The sequence below is a fragment of the Mycobacterium sp. SMC-11 genome, from assembly GCF_046250095.1.
Lineage (GTDB): Bacteria > Actinomycetota > Actinomycetes > Mycobacteriales > Mycobacteriaceae > Mycobacterium > Mycobacterium heraklionense_A.
In genome coordinates this window covers 1,607,233-1,622,911 of record NZ_CP176430.1, presented here as the reverse complement: position 1 = coordinate 1,622,911, position 15,679 = coordinate 1,607,233, and the positions used below count along the sequence as shown (strand labels likewise).

Sequence of the window (15,679 nt, the reverse complement as noted above, 5' to 3'; positions counted from 1 at the left end):
TAACCTACCTAAGGAGTTTGGGTGACGTCCACGGTCGAGGATCCCCTGATCGCGAGAATGGTAATTCGTCGGCGGTTCGCGCTGCACGAATCGTGTACCCGGCTTCGCCAGCTCCATCCGCATTGCCCGCGAACCTACGGCGTCGCGGTTCTCGCGGACGTCAACAAGCGCCGATGGTTCCCCTTGGATTCGGTCTTCACCATCGATCGCCTGCGGATCCGCTTCGACGAGACCGCCGCTTTGACCGATCGACGCGCGGCAGGAAACGTCCTGGCCGCCCGCCTGATCCACGAAGTGCTGGGCCGGCTGCTCCCCCTGGTGCTACTCGAGGGACGCGCGTGGGACACCGGTCTGGAGAACCTGTGGGTGCACTTCGACCGGGACAACGACATCGACTGGGTGGCCGTTGTCGACCCGACCGTGCGGGCGCTTCCCGACGATCCCTGGATCAACGCGAAGGACGAGCACTGTCACACCGACACGGTGGTGGTACTGCCGAGCGAGTCGGCCCTGACCACCTGGGCGGCCCACCGCTGCCACCGAACCTTGGCGCCGCTGTTCGTCTGGCTCCACTCGGTATGCCAGGGCGCTATCTCGATCTCGTCGATGTGGCAACTCCTGGGATCGACGGTGGTAGTGGCCGCCGCCCAGCTGCCGCGCCGCACCGAGCAGGACGAGGCCATCAGCTTCCGGCGAAGTCAGGCCATCCTGGACGCAATGGTCGGCTTCGGCCTGCCGGTACGGGGGCCCGCCATGTCGGCGGTCCAGCCGAAGACCGCTCTCCGTCGGGTCCCCACCAGCACCGCATCGGGTTCGGGCGGGCATCAACGGTGAACTCCCGCCCCGACTTCTCGATGATCGTCGGCTACGGCAGCGACATGGGCAACGCCGAGGACGCCGCCATGTCCTTCGCCGAAGCCTTCGAAGAAACCACCGGTCGCACCGCAGAAGCCGTCGAACTCAACCAAGTCGACATCACCGAGCTGCAGTCGGCCACCCACCTCGTCGTCGTCACCTCCACCTGGGGCGACGGCGAGTTTCCCGACAACGCCAACCTGTTCTGGGAGGCACTGAGCGCTGACGCCGCCGACCGACTGGAACACCTGCGTTTCGCCGTACTCGCCCTTGGCGACACCGGCTACGACTTGTTCTGCAACGCCGGCCGACTGCTCGACGAACGCCTCGAGCAGCTGGGCGCCACCCGCTTGGCCGACCGCGTCGAGATCGACGGCTCCTACGCCAAGCCGGCCGCGGCCTGGACGACCGATGTCGTCAAGCTGCTGGCAGCCGAGCACACCCCGGCCGCTGCCGGCGTCGTCGTGACCAGCCCAGCGGCACCCGCTCCCGATGAGTCCCCACCGACCAACCCCGACCGGGACCACCCCGTCGAAGCCCGCGTCGTGGTCAACCGGCTGCTCACGGCGCCCGGATCGGACAAGGAGGTGCGTCACTACGAGCTGGACCTCACCGGCTCCGGCATCGCCTATGCCGCAGGCGATTCCCTGGCCGTGCATCCGACCAACGATCCCGCCCTCGTCGACGCCCTGCTGGCCGAGTTCGGCCTGGGGCCCGACCATACGGTGCCCGGCCACGACGAACCTCTCGGCGCGCTGCTCGCACATCGCCTCGAGATCCGGACGCCGTCGCGGGCACTACGGGAACTGACCGCGTCACGCACCCGCGATGAGCATGCCGCAGCCGCCCTTAACGGGAATGCCGGCGCGGCACAGGGCTCATGGCTCTACGGCAGAGACGTACTAGACCTGATCAGACTGGGATCGCTGACTGCGGACGAGGTGATCGACACGCTGCGTCCGCTGCAATACCGCGACTACTCGATAGCGTCGAGTCCGCTGGTCAGCCCCGACCACGTGCACCTGACCGTCGCGACCGTCCGTTACGGCCTCGCAGACCGCCACTACGGCGGCGTGGCGACCACCTTCCTGGCCGATCGCGCCGACTCAGTGCGCGTCCACCTGCGGCCCACCCACTCCTTTCGACTGCCCGGGCCCGACGTACCGGTCATCATGATCGGCCCCGGGACCGGGGTGGCGCCGTTTCGAGCGTTCCTGCAAGAACGCCGCGCCGCCGGCGCCAAAGGGCGGTCGTGGCTATTCTTCGGGAACCGGCGCCGGGCCAATGACTTCCTCTACCGAGACGAGTTCGAGGACTACCTCAGGTCAGGGGTGCTGACCCGCCTCGACCTCGCGTTTTCTCGCGACGGCGCCGCCGACGCACCGAACCGGTATGTCCAGCAACGCATGTGGGAGCACTCGACCGAGCTCTTCAGCTGGCTCGAGGAAGGTGCACAGTTCTACGTGTGCGGTGATGCCGAACGCATGGCCAAGGATGTCGACGCCGCGTTGCACACCATCGTGGCCAGCGCCGGCAACATGGACACCGCCGCGGCGCACGCGTATGTCAACCAGCTCATCAAGACGCACCGCTACCTGCGGGACGTCTACTAAGCCGTCCGCTGTTAGGCCGGCACCGGTGCGTCTGCCGCCACGTCACTCAACGGCGGCACCCGGGTGGCCCGGACGTAGACGGTGTCCCCCTCGGCCAGCGCGAGCGCTTCGGCGTCGCCGCGGGTGATCTGGGCAGTGAACGGCACTCCAGTGGCGGCGTTGGTGAGCTCGACTCGCACCTCGAAGCCCAGCGCCACCACCCGGTCGACGATGGCACGCAGCACACCGACCCCGTCGGCGCCGTCTACCGTCGCCGCGGACACCGCCATGTCGGGGGTGCGGCCGACCCGAATGTCGTGCGGACGGACCAGGGCCCCGTTCAGCGAGGACACCGCACCCAAGAACGACATGACGAACGCGTTCGCCGGAGCGTCGTAGACCTCGGTCGGGGTGCCGAGCTGCTCGATGCGGCCCTGATTCAGCACGGCGATCCGGTCTGCGACGTCCAGCGCCTCGGCCTGGTCGTGGGTGACCAGCACCGTGGTGACGTGCACCTCGTCATGCAGGCGGCGTAGCCAGGCCCGCAGGTCCTCTCGGACCTTGGCGTCCAGCGCCCCGAACGGCTCGTCGAGCAGCAACACCTGCGGGTCCACCGCAAGGGCCCGGGCCAGGGCCATCCGCTGGCGCTGACCTCCGGAGAGCTGGTTGGGATAGCGAGTCTGGAAACCGCTGAGTCCCACCACTTCCAGCAGGTTGTCTACCTTTTCCTTGATCTCCGCCTTGGGCCGCTTGCGGATCTTGAGCCCGAACGCCACGTTGTCGCGCACCGTCATGTGCTTGAACGCCGCGTAGTGCTGGAAGACGAACCCGATCCCGCGCCGCTGCGGCGGAACCCCGGTGACGTCGACGCCGTTGATGGTGACCGTTCCGCTGTCCGGGTGGTCCAGGCCGGCGATGGCGCGCAGCAGAGTCGACTTACCCGAGCCGCTGGGGCCGAGCAGCGCCGTCAATGAACCAGACGGGACCGCGAAGTCGACGTTATCCAGCGCGACGAAGTCGCCGTAGCGCTTGTTCGCCCCGCGCACCGTGATTGCGTTGCTCATTTGTCTCCCTTTCCGGCCCGAACGTCGAGCACCACCTGAACGATCAAGACCAACACCGACACTGTCATCAGCAGCGTGGACAAGGCGTAGGCGCCGTATTCGGCGCCGCGGTTGTAACGGTCAGACACCAGCAGCGTCAGCGTCTGGGACTTTCCGGGCAGGTTCGACGACACGATCAACACTGCGCCGTACTCGCCGAGGGTGCGCGCCACCGTCAGCACGATCCCGTACGTCAGCCCCCAACGGATCGACGGCAGCGTGATCCGCCAGAACGTCTGCCACCAGCTCGAACCCAGCGTTGCCGAGGCTTCTTCCATATCGGTGCCCAGTTCGTGTAGCACCGGTTCGACTTCCCGGATCACGAACGGCAGCGTGACGAAGATGCTGGCCAGCACGATGCCGGGCAGGCCGAAGATGATCTTGAAGCCCCAGTCGTTCTCGACGAAGCCCAACAATCCCGCAGATCCCCACAGCACGACCAGCGCCACACCGACGATCACCGGAGAGACCGCGAAAGGCAGGTCAATGACCGCCTGCAGCACGCCCTTGCCGCGGAACTTATTGCGTGCCAACACCAATGCCGTCGGAATACCGAAGATGACGTTCAGCGGCACCACGATCGCCACCACCAGCAGCGACAGCTGCAGCGCTGAGATGGCAGCCGGTGTGGAGATGTAGTCGAAGAACTGCCCGAAACCGGGCTCGAAGCTGCGCCACAGGATCAAGGACACCGGCACGATCAACAGCAAGCTGACGTAGGCCACCGCCAGGAAGCGGAACAGATAGCGGAATTTCCGTGTCGACGTCATATCAGGACCTCTCCTGCCGCTTGCTCACGCGCGCTCCCAGCACCCGCAACGCGAGCAGCACCAGGAACGAAACCCCGAGCAGCACCAACGAGATCGCAGCCGCACCGGTGCGGTCATCGTTCTCGATCAGGGTTCGGATCCACTGCGAGGAAACCTCGGTCTTGCCGGGCACCGCGCCACCGATCAACACCACCGAGCCGAACTCGCCGATCGCTCGGGAGAACGCCAGTCCCGCCCCCGTCAACAGTGCCGGGGTCAGCGCGGGTAGCACCACGGCGCGGAAGATGGTCAGTCCGGAGGCACCCAGCGACGCAGCCGCTTCCTCGACCTCCCGGTCGATCTCCAGCAGCACCGGTTGCACGGACCGCACCACGAAGGGCAGCGTGACGAACGCCAGCGCCAGGCCGACGCCCCAGGCGGTGTGCTGCAGGTGCACGTGCACCGGGCTGGCGGGGCCGTAGAGCGCCAACATCACCAGGCTCGCGACGATGGTGGGCAACGCGAACGGCAGATCGATGATCACATCGATGAAGCGTTTGCCAAAGAAGTCGTCGCGCACCAGAACCCACGCGATCAACAGGCCGAACACCAGGTTGAGCACCGTGACTCCGGCCGCGATCGTCAGCGTCACCCGGAACGACTGCAGTGCAGCGTGCGAGCTGACCGCCAACTGGAACGCGCGCCATCCGCCGCCACCGGCCTGCCAGGCGATCGCGGCCAGCGGCGCCAACACGATCAGCGACAGCCACACCGTAGCAGCACCGACGCGCAGCGACACCCCTTCACGCCGGAATTTCGAATGGGTGCCACCCTCGCCGGGCCGAGTCTCCTCGGTGACCAGTGCCGCGCTCATCCGGTGACCCGGGTGTAGATCTTGGTGATGGCGCCACTCGACTTGTCGAAGAGGGAGTTGTCGACAACGTCCCACCCGCCGAGGTCGGCGATGGTCCACAGCTTGTCGGGATCCGGCAACGTGTGACGGAATTCGTCGGCGATGCTCGGATCGACCGGACGGAACCCGGCTTCGGCCCAGAGGCGTTGCGCCGCCGCCGTGTACTGAAAATTCTTGAACGCGGTGACGGTGTCCAGGTGGCGACTGGAGGTGACGACGGCCAACGGGTTCTCAATCTTGAAGGTCTGCGACGGGTTGACGTGCTCCACCGGCTTGCCCTTGCGCTCGACCGCGATCGCCTCGTTCTCGTAGCTGAGCAGCACGTCGCCACTGCCCTGCAGGAACACATCGGTGGCCTCACGACCAGAGCCCGGGCGCAGCTTGAAATGGTCACTGACCAGCTTTTCGATGAAGTCCAGACCGGCCTGCGGGTTCTTACCGCCCTCGCTCTTGACGGCGTACGGGGCCAGCAGATTCCACTTCGCGGACCCAGAGCTCAGTGGGCTGGGGCTGATCACCTCGACCCCGGGCCGCAACAGGTCGTCCCAGCCGTTGATGTGCTTGGGATTGCCCTGCCGGACCACCAAAGTCACCACCGAACCGAACGGGATGCCCCTGGTGACATCGGCGTTCCAGTCCTCGGCGACCTTGCCCGCCTTCACCAATCGGGTGACGTCGGGGTCCAGGGAGAAGTTCACGATGTCAGCGGGTTTGCCGCTGGCTACCCCGCGGGACTGATCGCCCGACGCCCCATAGGAGGTGACGATCTGAACGTCGGCGCCCGCCTCGGTGTTGTAGAAGGCCGGGATCACCTTGCTCCAGCCGGGTTCGGGAACCGAGTAAGACACCAGCGTCAGGGTGGTGTGCGCCTCGGAGCGCTCGCCACCTCCGACGACATCGCTGGGCCCGCCGCCACACCCGGCGAGTGTGGTGACTGCCATGGCGGCGGCCAGTGCCAGCGCGACGCTGCGCGCGATGGTGTTGGGCATTGATGACCTTTCCGGGGCGAATCCGTTTAGACGTCGGCAAGAATGCTTGTCCGTCGGATCGCGAAAGGCGTTCGATTCAAAGAACGTGCGTCAAAAAAGACGACACCGGTACGCCGACGGGTGCGGTATCAGCGACAACAGTGCAGGTCGGCCACAGCGGAAGTGATCACGGCGAGCTTCGGGAACGCCAAAAACTGGCGCTGCCGGTCACCGGTCGCTGCGGACATGCGGGGAAGCATAACAGAGGCCGGTGCGCGCAGCCCCCGGCCCGGTCGGCGGGTCTAGCGGGTCAGCGCGTGAGCAGCCAGGTGACGATCACCAGCACAATCAGGCCGACCAGCACCAGCGTCACCTGCGAACGAGGCATCAGCGGGCCCCACCGTCACGACCGTGCCGGACACGCTCCTGCACCCGTATTCCCTCCCCCAGTACCGCGTCCAACACCGAGGCCAAGCCGTAGGCCAGCAACAACACCACCGGCATCACTACCGCGGTCTGTACCACGAAGCCGAGGCCGGATAGCCACAGCTCAACACCGTCCCACCAGCTCAAAAAGCCCACCACCCCCATGACTCTAGCGGCGATCGCGAGCGCGGCGAAGCCGGGCGAAGCGGATCGCCGCCATCGGCACAGCGGCGATCGCGAGCGCGGCGAAGCCGGGCGAATGGGGGCACTCCCCTACCTGCGGTGTGGGCCCACCCGCTTGTAGGGGAGGGTCGTCGGCGTTGCCCTGGCGAGCCGGCAGCCGAAACCGCGATCGACCGATCCGGGTGGACGTGCGCCATGCCGCCAGAGATGATGACGGAATGGACCTGCACACCCCGCCGGGCGATGCACCCGCCAAGACCGCCCCTGACGTCACCACGCCGGCCGGAGGCACCAACACTGCGGCCCCGACGCCACCGCCCCTATCGGCGACCGCCCCAGTGCCGTATGCGGCGACACCAAGTCAGGTCCGCAATCCGTTTCCCCCGATCGCGGACTACGCGTTTCTCTCGGATTGCGAGAACACCTGTTTGATCTCGGCGGCAGGCTCGGTGGAGTGGATGTGCCTGCCGCGCCCGGACTCCCCCAGCGTCTTCGGCGCCCTGCTGGACCGCAGCGCTGGACATTTTCGGCTCGGGCCCTACGGGGTGTCGGTGCCCGCGGCCCGGCGCTACCTGCCCGGCAGCCCGATCATGGAAACCACCTGGCAGACCCACACCGGCTGGCTGATCGTGCGCGACGCGCTGGTGATGGGTAAGTGGCACGACATCGACGCGCGGTCACAGACTCACCGGCGCACCCCCACCGACTGGGACGCCGAGCACATCCTGCTGCGCACGGTGCGCTGCGTCAGTGGCACCGTCGAGCTGACCATGAGCTGCGAGCCGGCATTCGACTACCACCGCACCAGTGCCACCTGGGAATACTCGGCCAACGCCTACGGTGAGGCAATCGCGCGGGCCCGGCAGAATCCGGACGCCCACCCGACCCTGCGCCTGACGACGAATCTGCGACTGGGACTGGAGGGCCGTGAAGCGCGGGCCCGCACCCGGCTGACCGAGGGCGATGACGTCTTCGTGGCCTTGAGCTGGTCGAAACACCCTGCGCCGCAAAGCTATGCCGAAGCCGCGGACAAAATGTGGAACACCACCGAGTGCTGGCGACAGTGGATCAATATCGGAAACTTCCCCGACCATCCGTGGCGCTCGTATCTGCAGCGCAGCGCGCTGACGCTGAAAGGCCTCACCTACTCACCGACCGGGGCACTGCTGGCTGCACCCACTACCTCGTTGCCGGAAACGCCTCAGGGCGAACGGAATTGGGACTACCGATACAGCTGGGTGCGCGATTCGGCGTTCACCCTGTGGGGCCTGTACACGCTGGGCCTGGACCGCGAGGCCGACGACTTCTTCTCGTTCATCGCCGACGTGTCCGGCGTCAACAACGGGCAGCAACACCCACTGCAGGTGATGTACGGCGTCGGCGGGGAGCACGAACTGGTCGAGCAGGAGCTGGACCACCTGTCCGGCTACGACAACGCCCGTCCGGTGCGGATCGGCAATGGCGCCTACAACCAGCAACAGCACGACATCTGGGGCACCATGCTGGACTCGGTCTACCTGCACGCGAAGTCTCGCGAGCAGATCCCCGAGACCCTGTGGCCGGTGCTTAAACGTCAGGTGGAAGAGGCGATCAAGCACTGGCGCGAACCCGACCGTGGCATCTGGGAGGTGCGCGGCGAACCGCAGCACTTCACCTCGTCGAAGGTGATGTGCTGGGTAGCGCTGGACCGCGGGTCGAAACTGGCTGAGCTGCAGGGCGCGGTCTCTTACGCCAAGCAGTGGCGAGCGATCGCCGAAGAGATCAGGGCTGACGTGCTGGAGAACGGGGTGGATTCCCGCGGCGTGCTGACCCAGACCTACGGCAGTACGGCGCTGGACGCATCGTTGCTGCTGGTGGTGCTCACCCGATTCCTGCCGGCTGACGACCCGCGAGTGCGCGCCACCGTCATGGCGATCGCCGAAGAACTCACCGAAGACGGCCTGGTGCTGCGCTATCGCACCGAGGAGACTGACGACGGACTGTCCGGCGCCGAGGGCACCTTCACCATCTGCTCGTTCTGGCTGGTCTCGGCACTGGTCGAGATCGGAGAAGTGAGCCGGGCCAAGCATCTGTGCGAGCGGCTGCTGTCGTTCGCCAGCCCGTTGCATCTCTACGCCGAGGAGATCGAGCCCCGCACCGGCCGGCACTTGGGCAACTTCCCGCAGGCCTTCACCCACCTGGCGCTGATCAACGCGGTCGTCCACGTGATCCGGGCTGAAGAGGAGGCCGACTCCACCGGAGGTTTCCAGCCCGCAAACGCGCCTATGTAGGGCTTGTCCGTCGCCGAGTGTGAAGCCAGCTTCACCCTCGGCCGCGGGTCAGCCGCTGAGGTTGCGGATCTTGTCCAGCATCGCCCGAGCCAGGTCGGCGGCCGTGGAGTCGCCGGCGGGCGGCGCACCGGAATGGTCATCATCCTCGACGAACCAGAACACATCAATGTCGACGACGCAGTTCACCCGCGCCGCGAGCGCCCGCGAAACCCGCAGTCCCGCTTCACCGTCCACACTGGTGCGCACAGTGGCCACCAATACCGCGTCCTGGTTGGCGACGTCGGTGATCTCGCCGCTGGCCTCGGTGTCAGTCCCGCTGTCGCGCGTCACCACTACCCCGTCACAGCTACCCCACTGCTGGGCGAACTTCTCAAAGAGCGCGTCGGCGTCTGCGGCACTGTCCAGCGCGATGACCGCCTCGCCCACCCCAGTCAGCGGCGAGTCGTCGCTGGAGCTGTCCCAGAACTCATGGGCAGCGTCGCGAACCCGGGCGGCGCTGTAGACGCTGCGCTGACCGCCAACCGCTGCGCCGACACAGTCTTGCGGATCGGCCGACTCCCACGCGTCGGGTAGCTCGTCGAGGCCGCCGAACCGCGGCGGGATGGAGGGGTCGCTGCGGAAGGGCTGGCCGGTCAGCTTCGACAGCTCAGAGTCATCGAGCAATACCTGCCGGACCGCCATCCCGGTCACGGGCGTGGGCGCCAATCCGGGTGCGGGCCGGACGGTTCCGGAGACTACCGTGGTGCACCCGCTGGCCAACAGCACGACCGCCACCGCGCCCGCCGCGATCGTGCCTGCCCGCGAGGTCACTACTTCTTGGCCTTGTCTCCGGCAGGACCCGCACTGTCGGTCGACAATGCCGCGACGAATGCCTCCTGCGGCACGTCGACCCGACCGATGGTCTTCATCCGCTTCTTGCCCTCTTTCTGCTTCTCCAGCAGCTTGCGCTTACGGGTGATGTCGCCGCCGTAGCACTTGGACAGCACGTCCTTGCGGATGGCCCGGATGTTTTCGCGGGCAATGATTCTCGAGCCGATAGCGGCCTGCACCGGAACTTCGAACTGCTGACGCGGGATCAGCTCCTTGAGCTTGGTGGTCATCTTGTTGCCGTAGGCCGATGCCGAGTCTTTGTGGACGATCGCACTGAACGCGTCCACCGCCTCGCCCTGCAGCAGGATGTCGACCTTGACCAAGTCGGCCTCCTGCTCGCCGGCTTCCTCGTAGTCCAAGCTGGCGTAGCCGCGAGTGCGGGACTTCAGCGAGTCGAAGAAGTCGAAGATGATCTCGCCCAACGGCAACGTGTAGCGCAGTTCGACCCGTTCTTCAGAGAGGTAGTCCATGCCGCCGAGATCCCCGCGCCGGGACTGGCAGAGCTCCATGATGGTGCCGACGAACTCACTCGGCGCGATCACGGTGGTCTTGACGACCGGCTCGTAGACGGTGCGGATCTTGCCTTCCGGCCAGTCCGACGGGTTGGTCACCACGATCTCGTCGGACTCGCCGCCTTTGCCTTCTTTGATCACCCGGTAGACGACGTTGGGTGCAGTGGAGATCAGGTCGAGGTTGAACTCGCGTTCCAGGCGCTCCCGGGTGATCTCCATGTGCAGCAAGCCCAGGAAGCCGCACCGGAAGCCGAAGCCCAGCGCCACCGAGGTTTCCGGCTCGTAGGTGAGGGCAGCGTCGTTGAGCTGCAGTTTGTCCAGCGCCTCGCGCAGGTTCGGGTAGTCCGACCCGTCCACCGGGTACAGCCCGGAATAGACCATCGGCTTGGGCTCGCGGTATCCGGTCAGCGCCTCGGTGGCGCCATTGCGTGCGGAGGTGACGGTGTCACCCACCTTGGATTGGCGCACGTCCTTCACACCGGTGATCAGGTAACCCACCTCGCCGACGCCAAGCCCCTTGGTGGCCTTGGGTTCCGGGGAGACGATGCCGACTTCCAGCAGCTCGTGAGTGGCGCCGGTGGACATCATGGCGATCTTCTCGCGCGGGGTAATCTTGCCGTCGACGACGCGGACGTAGGTGACCACTCCGCGGTAGATGTCGTAGACCGAGTCGAAGATCATCGCCCGTGCGGGCGCGTCGGCGTCACCGGTGGGAGCCGGCACCTGCTTGACCACTTCGTCGAGCAGTTCGGCCACGCCTTCGCCGGTCTTGCCCGACACCTTCAGCACGTCTTCGGGCTCGCACCCGATGATGTGGGCCAGTTCGGCGGCGTAGCGCTCGGGGTCGGCGGCGGGAAGGTCGATCTTGTTGAGCACCGGAATGATCGTCAGATCACGGTCGAGCGCCAGGTACAGGTTGGCCAGGGTTTGCGCCTCGATGCCCTGGGCGGCGTCGACCAGCAGGATGGCGCCCTCGCAGGCCTCCAGTGCCCGCGAGACCTCGTAGGTGAAGTCGACGTGTCCGGGCGTGTCGATCAGATGCAGCACGTAGTCGCCGGCGGGAGCACCGTTCGGTTCCTTGACCGTCCAGGGCAGCCGAACGTTCTGCGCCTTGATGGTGATGCCGCGTTCCCGCTCGATGTCCATCCGGTCCAAGTACTGGGCCCGCATCGATCGGTCGTCGACGACGCCGGTGAGCTGCAGCATTCGGTCGGCCAAGGTGGATTTGCCGTGGTCGATGTGGGCGATGATGCAGAAGTTCCGTATCTGCGCCGGCGCGGTGAAGGTCTGGTCGGCGAAACTACTGATGGGAATCTCCTGGTGAGGCGGGTTTGGGCGTTACCAGGGTATCGACTCGGGCCGGTGGGACCCAATCGCACCGAGCAACACATTCGTCAGACTGCGACCACGCGGACCAGTTCATCAAGTCCCGAGAAGTCTGCGGGGTTGCGGCTGTAGAGATCCAGGCGGTTGGCGTGGGCCGTCGCAGCAATCAACAGGTCCGCGAGCCTGCTTCGTGGTTTGCGCCCGCTACGCACCACAGCAGCGACGACGAGCCCGTAGCTACGCACGGCCGCCGCGTCGAACGGGATCGGTTCCAGCCGCGACTCGACCTCCTGCAGGCGGGTCTGGCGCTTGGCCGCCTCGATCGGCGTCGACGCCAATAACGGACCGGCCGCCAGTTCGGCCGCGGTGATGGCTGAAATCGCGATCTCGTCGGGCAATGCCGCGACCACGGCCGGGTCGTGCCAGTCGATGACGACCGACGTATCCAGCAGGCCGACCGTCATCTCACAATCCCTGGTCTATCCACTGATCCAGGTCCGTACGGAACTGATGCGGGTCGATCCGGATCGCGGCAGCGGCCAACGCAGCAACATCATCGCGACTGATGAAGGTGCGACGGGTTGCCCGCAGCGGGCGGAGTTCGGCGATCGGCTCGCCGCGGCGGGTGACCACGAAGCTCTCGCCGGCCGCCACCGCATCGATGACCTTCGCGTTGTCATTGCGAAGGTCGCGCTGGGCGATCGTCCGGGCCATGACCATCACTGTAGCTTGTATTGCTACAGGTTGCTACGACGCAGCCGAAAAGGAACCGGGTGTAGCGCACCCGGCTCCTTCTGTCGCTTTGCGTTTCCGAGCGGCAATTACAGGTCGATCGCGAAGTAACCGCCGATGTCGGCCAGGCCCGCCTGAAAGAAGAGCGCGGCATCTTCCCAGGCACTGTCTCCGGCCAGACCGGCGGCGATCGCGGCGTCGGTGCCGAACAGGTAGTCGGCGGCGTTTTCGAAGTCGATCTGGTCGCCGCCGTTGAGGATCGCGAACAACAGCACATTGTTGCCGTCGACGAACTCGGTCAACGCGCCGTTAAGCAGGCTGTAAGCGCCCGGGTCGGAAGAGATCTCGTTCTCCCAGTTGACTCCGTAGAGCAGCGTCCCGAGGGCGGCGTTCACGTCGTCTTTGTCGATGGTCAGGAAGGGCTGCCCGGCCGAGGCGTCGATGACCTTGTCCGCGACGCCAGCCAAGGTGGCCTGTGACTCGAAGAGGAAGTTCATCGACTGAATCTCACTGGCCAGCACCGCGCTGAAGTCGAAGCCGGTCGAGTCGTCGGCCGCCGCCAACGGCGCCAACGCAAGTCCGATGCCAGCGGCAAAGCTGCCAAGCACGCCGATTTTCTGCATGTCCATCCCCCCAGATGCCCTTCATACTCACTGCCCGGCGGTCGGTTCTCCCCACCTCCGCCGACGGCTCCCCCCAGCACCTTTGCTGTAAGCCGGATTAAATCTAACAAAGACCTGTGATCAACACAAGTGAATGTTCACTTGCACTTCGGATTCTTCGGCCCTTCGCCCGTGTTCCCTCAAGGCGGGCCGGGTTTGCGCACGTCAGGGAGTTCCGTGGGTCATACACTGGGCCGCCCATACACAGGATTGGGCGACATGGGAATGTCCAAGTGAACGGCTGGCTCGACGGTGCCGCAGCAAGACGAAACCCCCGGAGGCGATCCTCCGGGGGTTTCGCTTCGGTCTGCGGCTAGGAGTCGAAGATGCCGAAATAGCCCATCAGGTCACCCCAGGCGAAGCTGAGATAATTAGCGGCCTCTTCCCAGCCGCTTCCGGCGGAGTTGGCGATGTCCATCGCGCTGTTGCCGCCAAATAGGTCGCCGCTGTCCCAGTCGAGCACAGCGCCGTTGTTCATCATCGCGTACAGCAGCGAGTTGATGCTGTCGTCGAAGGGGACCATCGCGCCGTTGAAGACGCTGTAGGCACCCGGATCGGAGGCCAACCCGGCTTCGTGCGGGTTGAACCCGTAGACCAGGTGGTCGAACAGGGTTGTGCCATTGTCCTGAACCGCCGTAACGTCCGCCGGCTTGATGATCTCGAAGCCCTGCGGGCCCGTAGTGACGTCCGTGGACGGGACGCCCGCCAGGAAGGTGTCGGTCCCGAACAGAAAGTTCATTGACGCGATCTCGCTGCTTACGAGGGGCGCCAACGGGTCGGTGTCGGCCGAGGCCAACGGCGCCAATACAAACGCCGCGCCGGCGGCGAAGCCACCAACGACGACGATCTTGCGCATGTTCATGTTCAATGCCTTTCGCGATGTCTCTCTTTGGCGGTAGCCCGCCCCAGGAGCCCCCCAGCCCCATCACTGAAAGCCACAGGGGCTCTGTCAGTTTCACTAATCCGGTTACGATTGAAACCCTGCGTGATAGTTGCGCAAATCCATATACCTCCTGATAGCCCCTCGGTGCATAGAAAGACCCGGGCGATCGCACGCCGCACTCAGTCAAGGCATCAGTTGCCGGCGAACGCCATGCCGTACATGTCATTCCGGGCGGCGGGCTTGCCCCACTTCAAGCGCCCCCGGAGGAAAAGCCAAAACCTCCCCAGACTGCGGTTTTCGGCGACTTCCACCCACCGATTGAAATCTTCCGTCCGGCTGACGCCCCAGATAGGCCTGCGCCGGCCCGTTGAAAAGAAGCCCCCTGTTAGTCAATATTCCCGTACCGTACGCCGATGCGTCTCTGCGGACAACACAAGTGGCACTTCAGTTTTCGTACAGGTTCCTGTGTCTTTTGTTTACGTTCACGTCAAGGGACCGGCGCCGCTGAGACGCCGCCGCGGCGGCCCAGAAACCGGTGCCCGAAACAGGTTTCGCCTATGCTGCGAGCATGGCTTCCCGGCGGAAAACCCCATGGGAGTCGGTGCAGCGATTCGCGGAGAACCTGGTGTTCAACGAAGCCCCACGGTTCATCCGCCAACTCGAGCAGGCACCGCAGGTACAGCAGCGCATCCAGCGCGGCATCGAGCAGGGCATCAAGATCGGACTGGAGTTGCTCAGCGGCGCAACATCGGAGCCGGCTACGGAGATCGCCGCCGGCCGTCCCGTGACCGACAGCAGTGTCCCCACCGCGCACCGGGCACGCCGGCTCGTCTACGCCCCCGATCTCAACGGTCGTGCCGACCCGGGCGAGATCGTCTGGACCTGGGTGGCCTACGAGGACGAGCCAGACCGCGGCAAAGATCGGCCGGTATTGGTCGTCGGCCGCGACCGCAACATGCTGCTGGGCCTGATGCTGTCCAGCCGGCAACGACATGCCGAGGACACGAACTGGGTCGGCATCGGCGCGGGCACCTGGGATGACGCTCACCGGATCAGCTGGGTGCGGCTCGACCGGGTGCTCGACGTGCCCGAAGAATCGATCCGGCGCGAAGGCGCCATCCTGGAGCGTTCGGTGTTCGAGGTGGTGGCCGCCCGACTGCGCAGCGACTACGCCTGGAGCTGACGCTGCGACCGGCTAGCCCTGGGCGATGTAGTCGCGCAGTTGCTCATGCTCGGCCTGCAGCTCCTCCATCCGGGACTTGACGATGTCGCCGATGCTGACGATCCCGGCCAGTCGGCCGTTTTCCAGCACCGGAATGTGACGCGCGCGGTGCTCGGTCATCAACATGCTGACGTCGTCGGCGGAGTCGGACTTGGCGCAGGTCGCCACCAGGCGGGTCATGATGGCCGAGACCGGCCGAGCCAGCAGACTGGCGCCGTGGACGTGCAGCTGGCGTACCACGTCACGCTCGGAGGCCACCCCCTCCAGACCCTCACGCCCGATCACCACCATGGCGCCGATGTTGTGCTCGGCCAAGCCCGCCAGCAACTCCATGACCGTGGCATCCGGGTGGATGGTCACCACCGCCGCACCCTTGTTCCGCAATACATCCGCGATCCGCATTGAAGCCTCCC

General features: G+C 65.7%; 16 protein-coding genes. 4 read left to right on the top strand and 12 right to left on the bottom strand.

Translation table 11 applies throughout. The features are described 5' to 3' along the window. The first annotated feature begins 21 nt into the window (after positions 1 to 21). Both ACKY0X_RS07675 and ACKY0X_RS07670 read left to right on the top strand, forming a co-directional pair. Complete coding sequence (locus tag ACKY0X_RS07675; RefSeq protein WP_409428949.1) at positions 22 to 834, top strand: iron reductase; 813 nt, start codon at positions 22 to 24, stop codon at positions 832 to 834. Next, the gene (locus ACKY0X_RS07670) at positions 831 to 2,468 is read left to right on the top strand and encodes a sulfite reductase flavoprotein subunit alpha (RefSeq protein WP_409428948.1); all 1,638 of its coding nucleotides are present in this window, start codon (positions 831 to 833) and stop codon (positions 2,466 to 2,468) included. The genes ACKY0X_RS07675 and ACKY0X_RS07670 overlap by 4 nt, the downstream gene beginning before the upstream one ends. A gap of 11 nt (positions 2,469 to 2,479) precedes the next feature. On the opposite strand, the gene ACKY0X_RS07665 is transcribed toward ACKY0X_RS07670, so the two are convergent. From ACKY0X_RS07665 to ACKY0X_RS07645, 5 genes are all read right to left on the bottom strand, one after another. Next, positions 2,480 to 3,511: a sulfate/molybdate ABC transporter ATP-binding protein gene (locus ACKY0X_RS07665; RefSeq protein ID WP_064888300.1), complete on the bottom strand. Its 1,032-nt coding sequence runs from the start codon at positions 3,509 to 3,511 to the stop codon at positions 2,480 to 2,482. Continuing rightward, on the bottom strand, positions 3,508 to 4,320 hold the full coding sequence (gene cysW / locus ACKY0X_RS07660) for a sulfate ABC transporter permease subunit CysW (protein WP_409428947.1): 813 nt from the start codon (positions 4,318 to 4,320) through the stop codon (positions 3,508 to 3,510). Before cysW ends, ACKY0X_RS07665 begins: the two co-directional genes overlap by 4 nt. Position 4,321: 1 nt before the next feature. Beyond that, complete coding sequence (cysT, locus tag ACKY0X_RS07655; RefSeq protein ID WP_409428946.1) at positions 4,322 to 5,173, bottom strand: sulfate ABC transporter permease subunit CysT; 852 nt, start codon at positions 5,171 to 5,173, stop codon at positions 4,322 to 4,324. After that, complete coding sequence (locus ACKY0X_RS07650; protein ID WP_409429543.1) at positions 5,170 to 6,153, bottom strand: extracellular solute-binding protein; 984 nt, start codon at positions 6,151 to 6,153, stop codon at positions 5,170 to 5,172. The genes cysT and ACKY0X_RS07650 overlap by 4 nt, the downstream gene beginning before the upstream one ends. A gap of 414 nt (positions 6,154 to 6,567) precedes the next feature. Further along, a complete protein-coding gene (locus tag ACKY0X_RS07645; RefSeq protein ID WP_046283740.1) occupies positions 6,568 to 6,765 on the bottom strand; it encodes a hypothetical protein in 198 nt (65 codons plus the stop codon). A gap of 242 nt (positions 6,766 to 7,007) precedes the next feature. Here ACKY0X_RS07645 and ACKY0X_RS07640 point away from each other — a divergent pair, with 242 nt between their 5' ends. After that, positions 7,008 to 9,059 carry a glycoside hydrolase family 15 protein gene (locus ACKY0X_RS07640; protein ID WP_409428945.1) on the top strand — a complete coding sequence of 684 codons (2,052 nt, stop codon included), beginning with the start codon at positions 7,008 to 7,010 and terminating at the stop codon, positions 9,057 to 9,059. A 48-nt stretch (positions 9,060 to 9,107) separates the two neighbouring features. On the opposite strand, the gene ACKY0X_RS07635 is transcribed toward ACKY0X_RS07640, so the two are convergent. From ACKY0X_RS07635 to ACKY0X_RS07610, 6 genes are all read right to left on the bottom strand, one after another. Then, the gene (locus ACKY0X_RS07635) at positions 9,108 to 9,869 is read right to left on the bottom strand and encodes a sensor domain-containing protein (RefSeq protein WP_409428944.1); all 762 of its coding nucleotides are present in this window, start codon (positions 9,867 to 9,869) and stop codon (positions 9,108 to 9,110) included. Beyond that, a complete protein-coding gene (lepA, locus tag ACKY0X_RS07630; protein WP_165607604.1) occupies positions 9,869 to 11,755 on the bottom strand; it encodes a translation elongation factor 4 in 1,887 nt (628 codons plus the stop codon). The genes ACKY0X_RS07635 and lepA overlap by 1 nt, the downstream gene beginning before the upstream one ends. A gap of 80 nt (positions 11,756 to 11,835) precedes the next feature. Then, positions 11,836 to 12,231, bottom strand: a complete 396-nt coding sequence (locus ACKY0X_RS07625; RefSeq protein WP_409428943.1) for a type II toxin-antitoxin system VapC family toxin — start codon at positions 12,229 to 12,231, stop codon at positions 11,836 to 11,838. A gap of 1 nt (position 12,232) precedes the next feature. Beyond that, positions 12,233 to 12,481 (bottom strand): type II toxin-antitoxin system Phd/YefM family antitoxin, encoded by a 249-nt coding sequence (locus ACKY0X_RS07620; protein ID WP_409428942.1) that lies wholly within the window; start codon positions 12,479 to 12,481, stop codon positions 12,233 to 12,235. A gap of 107 nt (positions 12,482 to 12,588) precedes the next feature. Next, the gene (locus tag ACKY0X_RS07615; protein ID WP_409428941.1) at positions 12,589 to 13,122 is read right to left on the bottom strand and encodes a hypothetical protein; all 534 of its coding nucleotides are present in this window, start codon (positions 13,120 to 13,122) and stop codon (positions 12,589 to 12,591) included. A gap of 352 nt (positions 13,123 to 13,474) precedes the next feature. Beyond that, positions 13,475 to 14,023 carry a hypothetical protein gene (locus ACKY0X_RS07610; RefSeq protein WP_409428940.1) on the bottom strand — a complete coding sequence of 183 codons (549 nt, stop codon included), beginning with the start codon at positions 14,021 to 14,023 and terminating at the stop codon, positions 13,475 to 13,477. A gap of 589 nt (positions 14,024 to 14,612) precedes the next feature. Here ACKY0X_RS07610 and ACKY0X_RS07605 point away from each other — a divergent pair. Next, positions 14,613 to 15,227, top strand: coding sequence for a type II toxin-antitoxin system PemK/MazF family toxin (locus tag ACKY0X_RS07605; protein ID WP_409428939.1), 615 nt, complete (start codon positions 14,613 to 14,615; stop codon positions 15,225 to 15,227). A gap of 12 nt (positions 15,228 to 15,239) precedes the next feature. Here the strand turns inward: ACKY0X_RS07605 and ACKY0X_RS07600 are convergent, their stop codons facing one another. Next, entirely contained in the window at positions 15,240 to 15,668 is a 429-nt protein-coding gene (locus tag ACKY0X_RS07600; RefSeq protein WP_046286532.1) for a CBS domain-containing protein, read from the bottom strand. Positions 15,669 to 15,679: the final 11 nt, after the last annotated feature.